Annotated in this window: 9 protein-coding genes; all 9 read right to left on the bottom strand. The window is 70.3% G+C overall.

The features are described 5' to 3' along the window. Positions 1-103: 103 nt before the first annotated feature. Positions 104-1,732 (bottom strand): alpha/beta hydrolase, encoded by a 1,629-nt coding sequence (locus tag ACIPC1_RS16365; RefSeq protein ID WP_402517372.1) that lies wholly within the window; start codon positions 1,730-1,732, stop codon positions 104-106. Between the two features lie 344 nt (positions 1,733-2,076). After that, complete coding sequence (locus tag ACIPC1_RS16360; RefSeq protein ID WP_402517371.1) at positions 2,077-3,282, bottom strand: DNA polymerase III subunit delta'; 1,206 nt, start codon at positions 3,280-3,282, stop codon at positions 2,077-2,079. A 128-nt stretch (positions 3,283-3,410) separates the two neighbouring features. Continuing rightward, positions 3,411-6,953 carry a dTMP kinase gene (gene tmk, locus ACIPC1_RS16355; protein WP_402517369.1) on the bottom strand — a complete coding sequence of 1,181 codons (3,543 nt, stop codon included), beginning with the start codon at positions 6,951-6,953 and terminating at the stop codon, positions 3,411-3,413. A gap of 142 nt (positions 6,954-7,095) precedes the next feature. Next, entirely contained in the window at positions 7,096-9,909 is a 2,814-nt protein-coding gene (gene topA, locus ACIPC1_RS16350; RefSeq protein WP_402517366.1) for a type I DNA topoisomerase, read from the bottom strand. A 236-nt stretch (positions 9,910-10,145) separates the two neighbouring features. Further along, positions 10,146-10,343, bottom strand: a complete 198-nt coding sequence (locus ACIPC1_RS16345) for a hypothetical protein (RefSeq protein ID WP_402517364.1) — start codon at positions 10,341-10,343, stop codon at positions 10,146-10,148. A gap of 339 nt (positions 10,344-10,682) precedes the next feature. Further along, positions 10,683-12,209: a methyltransferase gene (locus ACIPC1_RS16340; protein ID WP_402517361.1), complete on the bottom strand. Its 1,527-nt coding sequence runs from the start codon at positions 12,207-12,209 to the stop codon at positions 10,683-10,685. A gap of 355 nt (positions 12,210-12,564) precedes the next feature. Further along, positions 12,565-13,167, bottom strand: coding sequence for a small secreted protein (locus ACIPC1_RS16335; RefSeq protein ID WP_402517358.1), 603 nt, complete (start codon positions 13,165-13,167; stop codon positions 12,565-12,567). A gap of 258 nt (positions 13,168-13,425) precedes the next feature. Further along, positions 13,426-15,831 carry a sodium-translocating pyrophosphatase gene (locus tag ACIPC1_RS16330; RefSeq protein ID WP_402517356.1) on the bottom strand — a complete coding sequence of 802 codons (2,406 nt, stop codon included), beginning with the start codon at positions 15,829-15,831 and terminating at the stop codon, positions 13,426-13,428. Between the two features lie 317 nt (positions 15,832-16,148). Continuing rightward, positions 16,149-16,586, bottom strand: a complete 438-nt coding sequence (locus ACIPC1_RS16325) for an ATP-binding protein (protein WP_402517353.1) — start codon at positions 16,584-16,586, stop codon at positions 16,149-16,151. Positions 16,587-16,678: the final 92 nt, after the last annotated feature.

The raw sequence follows: 16,678 nt of genomic DNA, 5'->3' as shown, positions 1-16,678 counted from the left end.
CCGTCCGCACCATGGTGCGATCAGCAACGCCGGTAAGTCTACACAGTTTCCGTGGGTGCTCAGAACACGCCCCGGGGGGTCACTTCCGGGGCGTGCGGCAGGGCTATGAGCAGCGCTTTCCCTTGGCGGAGGGGGTGCCCTGGAGGAGGTAGCGGTCGATCGTGGAGTCGATGCAATCGCTGCCGCGGCCGTAGGCGGTGTGGCCGTCACCGACGTAGGTGAGGAGGGTGGCGGAGGAGAGCTGGGAGGCGAGGGCCTGGGCCCAGGGGTACGGGGTCGCCGGGTCGCGGGTGGTGCCGACCACGAGGATCGGGGCGGCGCCCTTCGCCTCGATGCGATGGGGTTCGCCGGTCGGTTTCACCGGCCAGTACGCACAGTTCAGGGAGGCCCAGGCCAGGCCCTCCCCGAAGACGGGTGACGCCTTCTCGAAGGAGGGGAGGGCGGTCTCCACCTGGTCGGGGCGGGAGAAGGCGGCCGGGAGGTCAAGGCAGTTCACGGCCGCGTTGGCGTACATCAGGTTCGCGTACCTGCCGTCGGCGTCGCGCTCGTAGTAACTGTCGGAGAGGGAGAGCAGACCCGCGCCGTCCTTCTCCTTCATCGCCGAGGTGAGAGCCTCGCGCAGCTGCGGCCAGGCCGCCTCGTCGTACATCGCCGCGATCACGCCCGTCGTCGCGAGCGCCTCGCCCAGCTCACGACCGTCCGCGTCGCCCGCCGGGATCGGGTCCGCGTCGAGCTGCTGGAAGAAGGCCTTGAGGTTCTTGCCGACCTGGTCCGCGCTGGTGCCCGCGCCGCCCAGCGGGCAGTCGCTCTGGCGTACGCAGTCCTTCGCGAACGACTGGAAGGCCGTTTCGAAACCCGCCGTCTGCCCCTCGGTCAGCTCGCGGGCGCTGAGCGACGGATCCATCGCACCGTCCAGAACCAGCCGCCCCACCCGGTCGGGAAAGAGCCCGGCGTACGTCGCCCCGAGGAACGTTCCGTACGACGCCCCGACGTACGTCAGCTTCTTGTCGCCCAGCACGGCCCGCAGCACGTCCATGTCCCGGGCCGTCTCCACCGTGGAGACGTGCCTCAGCAGTTCGGCCGAGCGCTGCCCGCACCCCTCGGCGAACTGCTTGTAGGCGTCGACCAGTTGGTCCGTCTCCTTCTCGTCGTCCGGTGTGTTGTCCGTTTGCGTGTACGTGTCCATCTCACGGCCGGTGAGACACTCCACCGGCTCGCTGCGGGCCACGCCGCGCGGGTCGACGGCGACCATGTCGTAGCGGGCGCGGACCTCCGCCGGGTAGCCGATCCCGGCGTACGCTTGGAGATAGCCGACCGCCGAGCCGCCCGGCCCGCCCGGGTTGACCAGCAGCGAACCCAGGCGCTTCCCCGGGCCCGTGGCCTTCTTGCGGGAGACGGCCAGCCTGATGTCGCCCGAGGCCGGCTTCGCGTAGTCGAGCGGCGCCTTCATCGTGGCGCACTCGAAGCCGGGCACACCGCAGGTACGCCAGGTGAGCTTCTGCCCGTAGTACGGCGCGAGCGTCGACGGCGTGGAACTGGGCAGCGCGGCCAGCACCGCGTCCGCCGCCCCCGCCGTGGTCGAACTCCCCGAGGAACAGGCCGACACGAGCAACGCGGTGGCGGCCAGCAGCACGCCGCTCACACGGAGGGTCCGGGACGGTGTACCGGACTGCCTAGGGGAACTGATCGGCCGGCCGGACGGGGCCGACCGAGGAGTGCGCCTGATGTACATCCCGCGAGCGTAACCTTGCGCGATCAATTGATCACCATCAGTTGCCAATGGGGCTCGTACGAGTGACACGGTCAACTGGTCACGCAGGCCAGGAGGGCATCACCGGCCACCCGGACCACGCCGGAGGCACTCGGAGGTACGGAGAGGAGGAGGTACGGAGAGCCGAAGCCGACTCAGAAACCCCGGAGGCCCGGAGCCTGACTCAGAAACCCGGAGGCCCGGAAACCCGGAGGCTCAGAAACCCGGAAGCCCGGAAAGCCGGTAGCCCGGAAAGCCGGTAGCCCGGAAAGCCGGTAGCCCGACTCAGAAGCCCCGAGCCCCAAGGGCTCAGAAGCCCCACCCCGTCAGCCCGCCCGCAGCGCCATCGTCATCGCCTCCACCGCGAGCAGCGGGGCCACATTGCGGTCGAGGGCCTCGCGGCAGCCGGCGATCGCGTCGATGCGGCGCAGGGTCGCCTCCGGTGAGCTGCCGCGGGCCAGCCGCTCCAGGGTGTCCTCGGCCTCCGTGTTGGCCAGGGCCACGCGGGAGCCGAACTGGAGGGCGAGGACGTCGCGGTAGAACCCGGTGAGGTCGATCAGGGCCAGGTCCAGTGCGTCGCGCTGCGTCCGCGTTCTTCGGCGCTTCTGGTTGTCCTCCAGCTCCTTCATGACACCCGCCGTACCGCGGGGCATGCGACCGCCCTGGGCCGCACCGAGGGCCGCCTTCATCTCCTCGGTCTCCTTGACGTCGACTTCCTCGGCAAGCTGCTTGGCGTCCTCGGACGCCGTGTCGATCAGCTCCTGGGCCGCCTTGAGACAGCCGCCGATGTCGTCGACCCGAAGAGGGAGTTTGAGGACGGCCGCCCGCCGCTCGCGGGCGCGCTGGTCCGTGGCAAGGCGACTGGCCCGCCCGATGTGGCCCTGCGTCGCGCGGGCGGCCACCGCTGCCACGCCGGGCTCGATGCCGTCACGCCGTACCAGGATGTCGGCAACCGCGTCCACGGGCGGGGTACGCAGGATGAGGAGGCGGCAGCGGGAGCGGATGGTGGGCAGGACGTCCTCGATGGACGGGGCGCACAGGAGCCAGACCGTACGGGGAGCCGGTTCCTCCACGGCCTTCAACAGAACGTTTCCCGCGCCCTCCGTGAGACGGTCCGCGTCCTCCAGAACGATGACCTGCCAGCGGCCGGTCGCCGGGGACAGCTGCGCGCGCCGGACCAGGTCGCGGGTCTCCTTCACACCGATGGAGAGCATGTCGGTGCGGACGATCTGCACATCGGCGTGGGTGCCGATCAGGCTGGTGTGGCAGCCGTCGCAGAACCCGCAGCCGGGGATGCCGCCCAGCGCGCGGTCGGGGCTCACGCACTGGAGCGCGGCCGCGAACGCCCGCGCCGCCGTGGAGCGGCCCGAGCCGGGCGGACCCGTGAACAGCCAGGCGTGCGTCATCTTGGACGCCTCGGGCGGCGGGGTGCCCGAGGCGATCGCCGTGACAAGGGTGTCGGCGTCGCGCGCAGCGGCGGCGAGCTGTTCGCTCACCTTCTCCTGGCCCACCAGGTCGTCCCATACGGGCATGGGGCACCGCCCTTCCGTCGTACTTCGCCCTACCGCGTCCATTGTGCGGGTCGCCACTGACAACGGGTCCCCGGGCCGAGGACGAACGGTGGCGACCGCCGGATTTCAGCACCGGCGGCCGCCCGATTTCAACGGCGACGGCCGCCCTTCCCCCGCTCCTCGTCCCATTCGTCGTCATCGCGCTCACGCGGGCCCAGCAGTTCGTCCGCCAGCGTCGGGAGATCGTCGAGCGGGGTCTCCTCCGCCCAGTCGGGGCGAGGGCGTCGACGCGGAGTGCCCTCGGCATCGACCTGGGGCAGTTCGCGCGTACGGTCCGTGGACTCGTCGGACGGCTGCGTCTGCGCCGGACGCTCGTCCCGGAAGTAGCCCGGAGGCACCCGACCCGCAGGATCACCCGTGGAACTGCCACCCGCACCCGCACCCGCGTCCCGAACCGGCGGCAGCACGGCCGTCTCATCGGCCGCACCCGGGGCCACCAGCGGCAGTACCGCCGTCTCGTCCGCCGCGCCCGGAGTGACCGGCGGCAGTACGGCCGTCTCGTCCGCATCCCTCTCAGGCGCAGGCGGCTGCGGCAGCTTGGCCGTCTCCTCGGCATCGAACCGGGAACCAGCACGCGTCTCTGCCCCGGAGCCACCACGCGTCTCTGCCCCAGAGCCGGGCCGGGAGCCAGAGCGAGTTTCCGCCCCGGAACCGGACCGGGCCCCGGAACGGCCACCCGCCCCGGAGTCGGACCGCGCACCGCCCGGACCCTCATCAGCCCGCACCGGCCGCAGCACCGCCGTGTCATCCACCGCGCCAGCCGACCCGCCCGGCGGCGCCACAACCGGCGTAGGCACGGTCGTCTCGCTATCCGCCAAGGACGAAGACGGAGCCGCAGTCGGAGCCGGAGCCGCAGATGAAGGCGAAGACGATGACGAAGACGAGTCCGAGGGCGAAGGCCAGGGCGAAGTCGAAGCAGCAGCCGACGAGTCCGAAGCCGAACCGGAACCCCCAGCCGCCCCAGAAGCCCCAGCCCCAGCCGAGGCCGAAGCCGACCCGGCGGTCTCCGCAGCCTCAGCCAACGCGGCAGCCTCCGCCGCAGCCGAAGCAGCCGCCGCTTCCTCCGCCCCCCTCCGAGCCTCCTCCGCCCGCAGCAAGGCCTCCTCGGCCTTCCGCTGCTTCTCCAGCCGGCGCTCCTCCGCCTCGGCGCGCAGCCGCGCCTCCTCGGCGGCCAGCTTGCGCAGACGCTCCTGCTCCACGGCCCGCGCCTGGTCCTCCGCGAGCTTGCGGGCCTGCTCCGCCTCGGCACGGCGGCGGGCCTCCTCGGCACGCTGGCGGGCCTCCTCCGCCTGGCGCTCGGCCTCGCGTCGCTGGGCCTCCTCCAGCTCGCGCTGCTTGCGCTCCTCTTCTTCCGCGCGCAGGCGGGCAAGCTGCTCCTGGCGCTCGCGCTCCTGACGCTCCTCCTCGGCCTTGCGCGCGGCCTCCTCCTCGGCCTTCCGCCGGGCCTCTTCCTCGGCCGCCTTGCGGGCCTCCTCCTGGGCCTTCACCTCGGCCTCGGAGAGGGGCAGCATCACGTCGAGCCGGTGCCGGACGACGGTGGTGACCGCCTCCGGCTCCTGCGCGGCGTCGACGACGAGGTACCGCCCCGGGTCGGCGGCGGCGAGCGTCAGGAAACCGGACCGCACGCGCGCGTGGAACTCGGCCGGCTCGGACTCCAGCCGGTCCGGCGCCTCCGTGAACCGCTCACGCGCCGCTTCCGGCGAGACATCAAGGAGCACCGTCAGATGCGGGACCAGCCCGTCCGTGGCCCACCGCGAGATCCGCGCGATCTCGGTCGGCGACAGATCACGCCCGGCTCCCTGGTACGCCACCGAGGAGTCGATGTACCGGTCCGAGATGACGACGGCGCCCCGCTCCAACGCGGGCCGCACCACCGTGTCGACGTGCTCCGCGCGGTCGGCGGCGTACAGCAGCGCCTCCGCCCGGTTCGAGAGACCGGCCGACGACACGTCCAGCAGGATCGACCGCAGCCGCTTGCCGACCGGGGTCGCTCCCGGCTCCCGGGTCACCACGACCTCGTGGCCCTTGGCACGGATCCACTCGGCGAGCGCCTCCGCCTGGGTCGACTTCCCGGCCCCGTCACCGCCCTCCAGGGCGATGAAGAACCCGGAGACGGCCGGTGCCTGCACCGGATCGTCGCCGCCCCGCAGCGCGTCCCGCAGGTCGTGCCGCAACGGCACTCCGGAGCGGTCGTCGGCCTTGGCGAGCACCAGCGCGGCGACCGGCAGCAGCAGCGCGCCGACCAGCATCAGCGTGAAGGCGGCGCCCCCGTGCGCGAACACGAACTTGCCGCTCTCCAGGCGGTGCGGACCGATCGCGGCGGCCACCAGGGGTGCCACCAGCGCGCCGAGTGCCACGAACAGTCGTACGACCGCGTGCAGATGCTCGGTCGTCCGCGCCCGCCGGTAGTCCTCGGCCTCCTGGTCGAGCAGCGCGTGCCCGGTGTTGGCCGCGACGCCCGCGCCGATGCCCGCGAGGCCGACGAGCACCAGGACGGTGGTGACATCCGGGACCAGCCCGGCAGCCAGCAGCGCGACGCCGGTGAAGGCGATCGCCAGCGCGAGCAGCCTCCGCCGCGACAGCGTCGGCAGCACGGAAGAGGCCGCACGGATGCCGATGACGACACCGCCGGTCAGCCCCAGCACCAGCAGCCCGTACGTCACCGGTCCGCCGCCCAGGTCCTTGGCGTGCAGCACGGAGACGGCGACGGCGGCCGCGATCGCCGCGGCGACGGCGGCGCAGGCCAGGACCAGCAGCGGAATCGCACCCGTACGGCCCGTGTCGACGGCCGTGCCCGTCCGGGGGCGGCGCAGGCCCTCCAGCGGCGACCGCGCGCGCGGGGTGCGTGCGTCGGGCAGTTCGAGGAAGGTGAGCACGGACAGCGAGGCGGCGAACAGCCCTGCGGCGACGTACGAGGCCAGCGCCGCCTGGTGCTGGCCGAACCAGGCGATTCCGGTACCGAGCAGGTTGTTGACGAGGGACACGACGACGAGGGCGGCGGCCGCGATCGGCACCGCCAGGAATGCCGTACGCAGCGACAGGCGCCGCAGGGCGTCCATGTGGTCCGGCAGCGGGCGCACCGTGGCACCCTCCAGCGGCGGCGCGGGCAGCAGCGCGGGCGCCGCGCTCTCCCGGCACACCGTCCAGAACCGCTCGGCGACACCGGTCACGAAGGCGACGACGAGTATGGCGGCGAGCGCGTCGTCCGGCGTCCAGTCGATCCACAGGGGCGCGACGATCAGGAGCGCGGCCCGCAGACCGTCCGCCCCGACCATGGTCCAGCGCCGGTCGAGCAGCCCTTCATGGGACGTCAACGAGGTGAGCGGACCCAGGAGGACGGCTCCGAAGAGCACCGTCGCGAGAACGCGTGTCCCAAGGACGGCCGCCACCGCGAGGGCGACTCCGCGGTAGCCACCGCCGAAGGAACCCTCGGAGATCGCCGCCTGCAAGGCCAGGACGACCAGGACCAGCAGGGCCAGGGCGTCACCGACACCTCCCACGAGCTGGGCGCTCCACAGCCGTTTCAGCTGCGGCTGGCGCAGCAGAGCGCGCACGGCGCGCTCCCGGGAATCTGCGACCAGGGCGTCGTCGGGGGCCGGATTGTGGGCCGTTGGCTGCTCGGCTCGCGTCATCCTGACAGCCTATCCGGACCCACTGACTCCCCGAAGGGGAGGCCGAACATACGGACGCCCCCACACCAGAAGGTGTAGGGGCGCACACGCGTCAGACACACGAAGGACGGTTGCCAGGAAGGCACCGGGCTCCCGCCACCTGCTAGCCCTCCGAAGCCGCCGTCTTCTTGGCGACGGCCTTCTTGGCGGGTGCCTTCTTGGCAGCCGTCTTCGAAGTCGTCGTCTTCTTGGCAGCGGTTTTCTTGGCAGGGGCCTTCTTGGTGGCCGTTTTCTTGGCGGGAGCCTTCTTCGCGGTCTTCTTGGCCGGCGACTTGGCGCGCTTCTCGGCGAGCAGCTCGAAGCCGCGCTCCGGGGTGATCTCCTCGACGCTGTCGTCGGACCGCAGGGTCGCGTTGGTCTCGCCGTCGGTCACGTACGGCCCGAAACGGCCGTCCTTGACGACGACGGGCTGCCCGCTGACCGGGTCCGCGCCCAGCTCCTTCAGCGGCGGCTTGGCGGCCGCACGACCGCGCTGCTTGGGCTGGGAGTAGATCTCCAGCGCCTCTTCGAGCGTGATGCTGAAAAGCTGGTCCTCGGCGGTGAGGGACCGCGAGTCCGTGCCCTTCTTCAGGTACGGCCCGTAGCGGCCGTTCTGCGCGGTGATCTCCACGCCCTCGGCGTCCTTGCCCACCACCCGCGGCAGCGACATCAGCTTCAGTGCGTCGTCCAGCGTCACCGTGTCGAGCGACATCGACTTGAACAGCGAGGCCGTACGCGGCTTGACGGCGTTCTTGCCCGTCTTCGGGGTGCCCTCGGGGAGCACCTCGGTGACGTACGGGCCGTAGCGGCCGTCGCGAGCGATGACCTGGTGACCCGTCACCGGGTCGGCACCGAGCTCGAAGTCGCCGCTCGGCTTGGCGAGCAGCTCCTCGGCGAGTTCGACCGTCAGCTCGTCGGGCGGGAGATCCTCGGGGACGTCCGCGCGCTGGTGGTTCTCGGAGTCCTTCTCACCGCGCTCGGCGTACGGGCCGTAGCGCCCGACGCGCAGCATGATGTCGTTGCCGATGGGGAAGGACGACACCTCGCGGGCGTCGATGGCGCCCAGGTCGGTGACGAGCTCCTTGAGGCCGCCGAGGTGGTCGCCGTCGCCGTTCCCGGCCTCGGCGGCACCCCGCGCGTCGCCCTCGCCGAAGTAGAACCGCCGCAGCCACGGAATGGACTGCGCCTCGCCCCGCGCGATGCGGTCGAGGTCGTCCTCCATCTTGGCGGTGAAGTCGTAGTCGACGAGCCGCCCGAAGTGCTTCTCCAGCAGGTTGACCACGGCGAAGCTCAGGAAGGACGGCACGAGAGCCGTGCCCTTCTTGAAGACGTAGCCGCGGTCGAGGATGGTGCCGATGATCGACGCGTACGTCGACGGGCGGCCGATCTCGCGCTCTTCGAGCTCCTTGACCAGGCTGGCCTCGGTGTAGCGGGCCGGGGGCTTGGTGGCGTGCCCGTCGACCGTGAGCTCCTCGGCGGACAGCGGGTCGCCCTCGGCCACCTGCGGCAGCCGGCTCTCGCGGTCGTCCAGTTCGGCGTTCGGGTCGTCCGCGCCCTCGACGTACGCCTTCAGGAAGCCGTGGAAGGTGATCGTCTTGCCGGACGCGCTGAACTCGGCGTCGCGGCCGTCGGCGGACCTGCCCGCGATCTTGACGGTGACGGAGTTGCCGACCGCGTCCTTCATCTGGGAGGCGACGGTCCGCTTCCAGATCAGCTCGTACAGCCTGAACTGGTCGCCCGTCAGGCCCGTCTCGGCCGGAGTGCGGAAACGATCACCCGACGGGCGGATCGCCTCGTGCGCCTCCTGCGCGTTCTTGACCTTCCCGGCGTACGTCCGCGGCTTGTCCGGCAGGTAGTTGGCGCCGTAGAGCTGCGTGACCTGCGTACGAGCGGCGGAGATCGCCGTCTCGGACAGGGTCGTGGAGTCCGTACGCATGTAGGTGATGAAGCCGTTCTCGTACAGCTTCTGCGCCACCTGCATGGTGGCCTTCGCGCCGAAGCCGAGCTTGCGCGAGGCCTCCTGCTGGAGCGTCGTCGTACGGAAGGGGGCGTAGGGCGAGCGGCGGTACGGCTTTGACTCGACCGAGCGGACCGCGAAGTTGGTGTTCTCCAGGGCGGCGGCGAGCGCACGGGCGTTCGTCTCGTCCAGGTGGAGCGTGTTGGCGCCCTTGATCTGGCCGAGCGAGTCGAAGTCGCGGCCCTGGGCGACGCGCTTGCCGTCGACGGCCGAGAGGCGGGCGACCAGCTGCGAGGGGTCGGACGCGTCCCCGGTGCGGCCGGTGCCGAAAGTGCCCGTCAGGTCCCAGTACTCGGCGGAACGGAAGGCGATGCGCTCGCGCTCCCGCTCGACGACGAGACGGGTCGCCACGGATTGCACACGGCCCGCCGACAGCCGCGGCATGACCTTCTTCCACAGGACCGGCGAGACCTCGTAGCCGTAGAGACGGTCGAGGATGCGGCGGGTCTCCTGGGCGTCGACCATGCGCTGGTTGAGCTCGCGCGGGTTGGCGACGGCGCTGCGGATCGCGTCCTTGGTGATCTCGTGGAAGACCATCCGGTGGACCGGGACCTTGGGCTTCAGGACTTCGAGGAGGTGCCACGCGATGGCCTCACCCTCGCGGTCCTCATCGGTGGCGAGGAAGAGTTCGTCGGAGTCCTTCAGCAGGTCCTTGAGCTTCTTGACCTGGGCCTTCTTGTCAGCGTTGACCACGTAGATCGGCTGGAAGTCGTTGTCGACGTCCACGCCGAGGCGGCGCACCTCGCCGGTGTACTCCTCCGGCACCTCCGCGGCGCCGTTGGGAAGGTCACGGATGTGCCCGACGCTCGCTTCGACGACATAGCCGGGGCCGAGATAGCCCTTGATCGTCTTCGCCTTGGCAGGCGACTCGACGATGACGAGTCGGCGGCCGCCGTGTGCGGTGTCGCTGGTCGGGGACAACTTCGCTCTTCTCTCCGGTCGACGCGGGGAATCTCCCCAGGCCTTGCTCCCGGGGGTCGGATGGTGCTGACGCTGCGGAGTGTGACGGTACATCCCGCCCCCGTGTCAAACGGGAAAAGCCCGCAACGGCCACTCGAACGGTAACCCGACTACCGCCATTCCTGCCGCCCGGAGTGTCGACCAGCCATTTCGGCCCTATCCGGAGTGTGACCTCCCAGTTACCGAAGTCGTCGCCCTCACGCGCGCGTGATGCACCAGATCGCGAGCACCAATGCCCCCACTCCGGCGACACTCGCGAGCGCCGCCGATGCGACGTGGTTCACACCGACGGCGACTGGCTCGCCGCGACGCAGCCTGGTCGCGGTCCAGGCCAGCAGTCCGCCTCCGAACAGCACGAACACCGCCCCCGCGAAGATCGCCGGTCCGCTTTCCACGGTTCTGTCCTTCCGCCCGAGTCTTCAGGGTCGGGACGCTGACAGGCCCCGGCGGCGGACACACGAACCTCCGGTGAACACCGGGCGGCCGACACCCCATGGGCTCCTCCGGCCGCGCCACGCGTGCTCCCCGGGTAGGGCACGGTGCGTCACGGGCCGCCGAACCAACTCGTCTCGAACTTGTTGCTTCCGGGCTCCGGAATCCCGGGAGTCGTACGCACTCGGCGATCGGGGGTCGTACGTACCCAACGATCAGGAGTCGTACGAACTCAGCGGTACGGAGACGCCCTCGGGCGCGATGCCGCAGGCTCACCCTCAACCCTCAGCCCTGATCCCTCATCACCCCGCAGGCTCAAGAAACCCCTGCTCCACCAGCAGCCGGATCTGCGCGGGCGTCCGGTCCCGCAGCAACACCGGATCCTCGCCGACCAGTTGGGCGATGGCGTCCAGAATCCGGCCGGCGCTCAGTGTGCCGTCGCACACACCGGCGAAACCCGCGCCGACCGTGTCGACCTTCGTGGCCCGGCGCATGCCGCGGTTCTGACGCAGCACCACGTGCTCCGGGTCCTCGGCGCCGGGCAGCCCGACCTGCTCCTGGACGACCTCGACCGCGAGCCTGAAGTGCTCGGCGAGCAGGGCTGCGTCGTCGTGCGCCCGCAGATAGTCGACCCGGTCGAAGTGCGCGCGGACGGCCTCGCCGAGGGGCTGTTCGACTGGATGCGGCCACTCCTCGACCGTGATCGAGGGCTGGGCGGCCGCGGCCCTGCGCAGCGTGATCCACCCGAAGCCGACCGCCTTCACCTTGCGCGCCTCGAACTCGTCCAGCCAGGCGTCGTACCGCGCCTGGTACTCGGCGGGATCCACCCGGTGGTCGCCCGCGTCGCGCAGCCACAACTCGGCGTACTGCGTGACGTCCTGGACCTCGCGCTGCACGATCCACGCGTCACAGCCGCGCGGCACCCACGACCGGAGCCGGTCCTGCCACTCCTCGCCCTCCACGTGCTGCCAGTTGGCCAGAAACTGCGCGTATCCCCCGTCCCTGAGACGCTCCCCCGCCTCCTGAACGAGCGTCCGGCACAGATCGTCCCCGCCCATGCCGCCGTCGCGGTAGGTGAGCCGGGCGCCCGGCGAGATCACGAAGGGCGGGTTCGAGACGATCAGGTCGTACGTCTTGTCGGCGACCGGTTCGAAGAGGGAACCCTCCCGCAGGTCCGCGGCAGGGGCGCCGGAGAGGGCGAGGGTGAGCGCGGTGATGTGCAGCGCGCGCGGGTTGACGTCGGTCGCGGTCACGCGGGTCGCGTGCTGAGCGGCGTGCAGGGCCTGGATCCCGGAGCCGGTGCCGAGGTCGAGGGCCGACTCCACCGGCGTACGGACAGTGATGCCCGCGAGGGTCGTGGAGGCGCCGCCCACGCCGAGCACGACGCCTTCGTCCCGGCTGCCGATGCCACCCGCGCCGCCGACGGCACACCCCAGGTCGGACACGATGAACCAGTCCTGCCCGTCGGAGCCGCCGTAGGGCCGGATGTCCACGGTCGCGGCGACCTCGTCCCCGCCCACCCGCGCCAGCCAGCCGCTCTCCACACAGTCCCCGACCGGGAGAACGTCCGCCACGCGTGCGTGCGGCACGGGCTGCTGCAACAGGAAGAGCCGTACGAGCGTCTCCAGAGGCGTGTCCCCCCGGGTGGCCCGGAGCGCGGGCACGGTCTCGCTGCGCGCCAGCGCCGCGTACGCGGGAGCGCCGAGCAGATCGAGCAGGCCATCGGCGGTGAAGGCCGCCCCGAGCAGGGCGTCACGCAACCGGGTGGCGACGTCGGTGCGGTCGGACGAGGGCAAGGGTGACTGGCTGGTGTGGCTCACGTCCCCCATTGTGGCCGCTCGCGCCGACGGGCGCGTGCGGCTGTGGACAGCCTTGCCGACCGCCACGCACACCTGTGGACAAGTCTGTACCGACCCCGCCGTAGGCCTGTGGACAGTCGGCGCCCCCGCAAGCCACACAGCCGGCGCCACACAAAGCACACAACCGGCGCCGCACAGGCCCACACCCTCGGCGCCACGCGCAGCACACAGCCCGCGCCCCCGGCGCGGGCGCGCCCCACAGCCCACGCCCCCGGCGCCCCACAGCCCACGCCGATGGCCCGGCACGCGCGCGTACCGGGCCATCTTTCGGTTGACGAACGATCACCCTCCCGGGATCACCCCGGGAGAACCGGCGTCGCCCGAATCATCCCTGGGTCGAAGAAGGCGAGGCGGACGCGGAGGCAGGGGCGGACTTGCAGCTCTCCTGCGTGGCCATCGCCTTGCCGACGTCTCCCTCTTCGAGCTTCTTCAGGGCGTCGTTCCCGCTCTTGCTCAGCTCACCCAACTGCTCGGCGACCCCGCTGAGTCCGTCCGCGAACTTCGCCTGGTCCTTGGTGTCGAGGGCGTCCGACTGCTTCACCAGGTCGGCGTAGGACGTGGAGAGGCCGTTGAGCTCCTTGACCGCGTCCTCCTGCTTCTTCGTGCCGTCGTCGACGTCCGGGGGCCCGACGTTCTCGATGTCGGTCGCCATCGTCTTGTAGGCGTCGGAGATGTCCTGGAAGCCCGTGGAGTCGGCCTTCTGCACCTCTTCCGGCGTGCTGTCGTCCGAGGTCTCCTGCTGGATCTGGGCGTTGGCCGCCGCGATCTTCTGGATCTGCGGCTGCACCGCGTCACAGACCTGCTTGGCCCAGGAGTTCAGCTTGTCGTTGCCGTCGTCGCTGCTGCATCCCGACAGCGCCAGTACGAGTACCGCACCGCCGGACAGTGCGGCCGCGAGCTTCTTGTTCACCGGATTGGTCCCTTCCATGGCTCTCGGCCCCGGAACATACACGGCATGCGCGCGACATTCGCACGTCGAATGTCGGCTTGAATACCCTTTGAAGCCATTTGCACCAAGCGAGAGAAGGCTCACGGAGAAGGTGTGGACACGCCCAAGGCGGGCGGACGGCACGTGTGTACGCGCCATCCGCCCGCCCCTTGTGCGGAACCCATGGGAACCCTTTGGAACCCTGACCAGGTGTGAGGCCAGGCGCCACCGGACTCCCCAGAAACCCCTACGACACCACTACGACACCACTGCGGGGTCAGCCGGCTTGGTCACCCTTTCCGCGTCGCCTTCGTCACCAACGGCGATCCCGCGCCGCTTGGAGATGTACACCGCGCCGATGATGACAAGGAACGAGAGCACCGCGATCAGCACCCGCACACCCACGCTCTTGTCGTCGCCGTAGGAGAACTTGACGACCGCGGGCGCGATGAGCAGCGCCACCAGGTTCATCACCTTCAGCAGCGGGTTGATCGCGGGTCCCGCGGTGTCCTTGAACGGGTCGCCGACCGTGTCGCCGATCACCGTCGCGGCATGGGCCTCGCTGCCCTTGCCCCCGTGGTGACCGTCCTCGACGAGCTTCTTCGCGTTGTCCCAGGCACCGCCCGAGTTCGCGAGGAAGACCGCCATCAGCGTGCCGGTGCCGATCGCTCCCGCCAGGAACGAGCCGAGCGCGCCGACGCCGAGCGTGAACCCGATCGCGATCGGCGTGAGTACGGCGAGCAGACCGGGCGTGGCCAGTTCGCGCAGCGCGTCCTTGGTGCAGATGTCGACGACGCGCCCGTACTCGGGTTTCTCGGTGTAGTCCATGATCCCGGGGTGCTCGCGGAACTGCCGCCGCACCTCGTAGACCACGGCCCCCGCGGACCGCGAGACCGCGTTGATCGCCAGCCCCGAGAAGAGGAAGACGACCGCGGCCCCCGCGATGAGACCCACCAGGTTGTTGGGCTGGGAGATGTCCATCATCAGGTTCATCGGCGCGCCCGGTCCCGAGACCTTCTCGCCCACTTCGTTCGCGGCCGTGAGGATCGCGTCGCGGTAGGAGCCGAAGAGCGCCGAGGCCGCGAGTACGGCGGTGGCGATGGCGATGCCCTTGGTGATGGCCTTGGTGGTGTTGCCCACGGCGTCCAGGTCGGTGAGCACCTGGGCGCCCGCGCCCTCGACGTCACCGGACATCTCGGCGATGCCCTGCGCGTTGTCGGAGACGGGCCCGAAGGTGTCCATCGCCACGATCACGCCGACCGTGGTGAGCAGACCGGTGCCGGCCAGCGCCACGGCGAAGAGCGCCAGCATGATCGACGTACCGCCGAGCAGGAAGGCCCCGTACACGCCGAGGCCGATCAGCAGGGCGGTGTAGACGGCCGATTCGAGACCGATGGAGATACCAGCGAGGACGACGGTGGCCGCGCCGGTGAGCGAGCTCTTGCCGATGTCCCGCACAGGACGGCGGGTTGTCTCGGTGAAGTAGCCGGTGAGCTGCTGGATCAGCGCGGCCATGACGATGCCGATCGCGACGGCGATGACCGCGAGGATCCGCGGGTCGCCGTCCTTGGCCGAGATCGCGACGTCCGTGACGCCGTCGAGGTCGGCGTACTTCCCCGGGAGGTAGACGTACACGGCCACCGCCACCAGCACCAGCGAGATCACCGCGGAGATGAAGAACCCGCGGTTGATCGCGGACATGCCGCTGCGGTCGGAGCGCCGGGGCGCCACCGCGAAGATGCCGACCATCGCGGTGAGTACGCCGATCGCGGGCACGATCAGCGGGAACGCGAGCCCGGCGTCGCCGAACGCCGCCTTGCCGAGGATCAGCGCGGCGACCAGCGTCACGGCGTACGACTCGAAGAGGTCCGCGGCCATACCGGCACAGTCGCCGACGTTGTCGCCCACATTGTCGGCGATGGTCGCGGCATTGCGCGGATCGTCCTCCGGAATGCCCTTCTCGACCTTGCCGACCAGGTCGGCGCCGACGTCGGCGGCCTTGGTGAAGATGCCGCCGCCGACGCGCATGAACATCGCGATCAGCGCGGCACCGAGGCCGAAGCCCTCCAGGACCTTCGGCGCGTCGGCCGCGTACACCAGCACCACACAGGAGGCGCCCAGCAGGCCGAGCCCCACCGTGAACATGCCGACGACGCCGCCCGTGCGGAATGCGATCTTCATGGCTTTGTGCGAGACGGCGGTGAGATCCTTTTCGGGCTCACCCTCCGCCGGAGTCGCTTCCCTTGCCGCGGCGGCCACGCGGACATTGCTCCGTACGGCGAGCCACATACCGATATAACCGGTGGTCGCCGAGAACGCCGCGCCGATCAAGAAGAAGATCGACCGTCCGGCCCGCTGATTCCAGTCGTCCGCAGGAAGCAGCATGAGCAGGAAGAACACCACGGCGGCGAATACCGCGAGGGTGCGCATCTGCCGCCCCAGGTAGGCATTCGCGCCCTCCTGGATCGCCTTTGCGATCTCCTTCATGCTGTCGGTGCCCTCGCCCGCCGCGAGCACCTGGCGTACCAGGACCCCGGCGACCACGAGCGCCGCGAGCGCGACGACCCCGATGACCATCACGATGAGACGGTTGTCGTCGGTCAGTACTGCGGCTGCGAAGGTTGTGGACTGGTCAAACTTCTGAGGGGTAGAAAGCCCCGCCATTCGTCCTCCTTGACGCTTGGACCGAGCTCAAGATGTGGACGGATTGTAGGTACCGGAACCTGATCAAAACAGTGGGCGGTAAACGGAATTAGTCTTCACATGCTCTTCAGCAAATGATCGCCCGGTGCCCACGGGCCCCAAATGAGCTAATGCCCCAAAACCGTTGACGCTTGATCAAATAATCGCGCGATTGATCGTGAACCAATTCACGAAAGGCGCGTGAGGGGACGACAGGAGTACCGGGCATGCAAAAAGGGCCCTGCTCAGCAGGGCCCTTTTGCTTACTTGAGCACGTACGAGGGGCTACGGGGAGGTGCTCAGGGAGCGAGCGTGGCCGGCGGCGTGGTCGGCCAGCTCATCCTGATCAGTCCGCCGTTCTCCCCGGCGGTGACCTCGACGTCGTCGACGAGGCCGCTGATGACAGCAAGCCCCATCTCGTCCTCCTCGGTCTCCGCGTCGGAGTCGCCGTGGGATGCGCCGGGCACCGACTCACCGGGAGCCGTACGCGGCGCTTCGTCGCCGACCTCGATGGAGAACAGCTTCTCCTCCTCGATCAGCAGCACCCGCACCGGCGCCGAGATGCCGCTGCTCTGGTGCAGCCCGACGGCACGGGTACAGGCCTCGCCGACAGCGAGTCTGACCTCGTCGAGTACGGCCTCGTCCACTCCGGCCCTGCGCGCCACCGCTGCCGCCACCAGTCGGGCGGTCCTGACGTGCTCGGGCAGCGCGCTGAAGCGGAGCTCAACGGTGGCCATGCATCCCCCTCAGCTACGGGCGTGCTGTCGGAGGGCCGGGCCACCGAGGCCCGGTCCCCCCTCTGTTGCTTCTGCAGTCATGGGCGCGCGAC

Origin of the sequence: Streptomyces sp. NPDC087263, from assembly GCF_044744645.1 — a bacterium.
Lineage (GTDB): Bacteria > Actinomycetota > Actinomycetes > Streptomycetales > Streptomycetaceae > Streptomyces.
This window is presented reverse-complemented; position numbering and strand designations above follow the sequence as displayed.

Coding starts and splice junctions, on each gene's coding strand:
- ACIPC1_RS16365 (WP_402517372.1), bottom strand. CDS start 1,732: ATGTACATCAGGCGCACTCCTCGGTCGGCCCCGTCCGGCCGGCCGATC.
- ACIPC1_RS16360 (WP_402517371.1), bottom strand. CDS start 3,282: ATGCCCGTATGGGACGACCTGGTGGGCCAGGAGAAGGTGAGCGAACAG.
- tmk (WP_402517369.1), bottom strand. CDS start 6,953: ATGACGCGAGCCGAGCAGCCAACGGCCCACAATCCGGCCCCCGACGAC.
- ACIPC1_RS16340 (WP_402517361.1), bottom strand. CDS start 12,209: ATGGGGGACGTGAGCCACACCAGCCAGTCACCCTTGCCCTCGTCCGAC.
- ACIPC1_RS16335 (WP_402517358.1), bottom strand. CDS start 13,167: ATGGAAGGGACCAATCCGGTGAACAAGAAGCTCGCGGCCGCACTGTCC.
- ACIPC1_RS16330 (WP_402517356.1), bottom strand. CDS start 15,831: ATGGCGGGGCTTTCTACCCCTCAGAAGTTTGACCAGTCCACAACCTTC.
- ACIPC1_RS16325 (WP_402517353.1), bottom strand. CDS start 16,586: ATGGCCACCGTTGAGCTCCGCTTCAGCGCGCTGCCCGAGCACGTCAGG.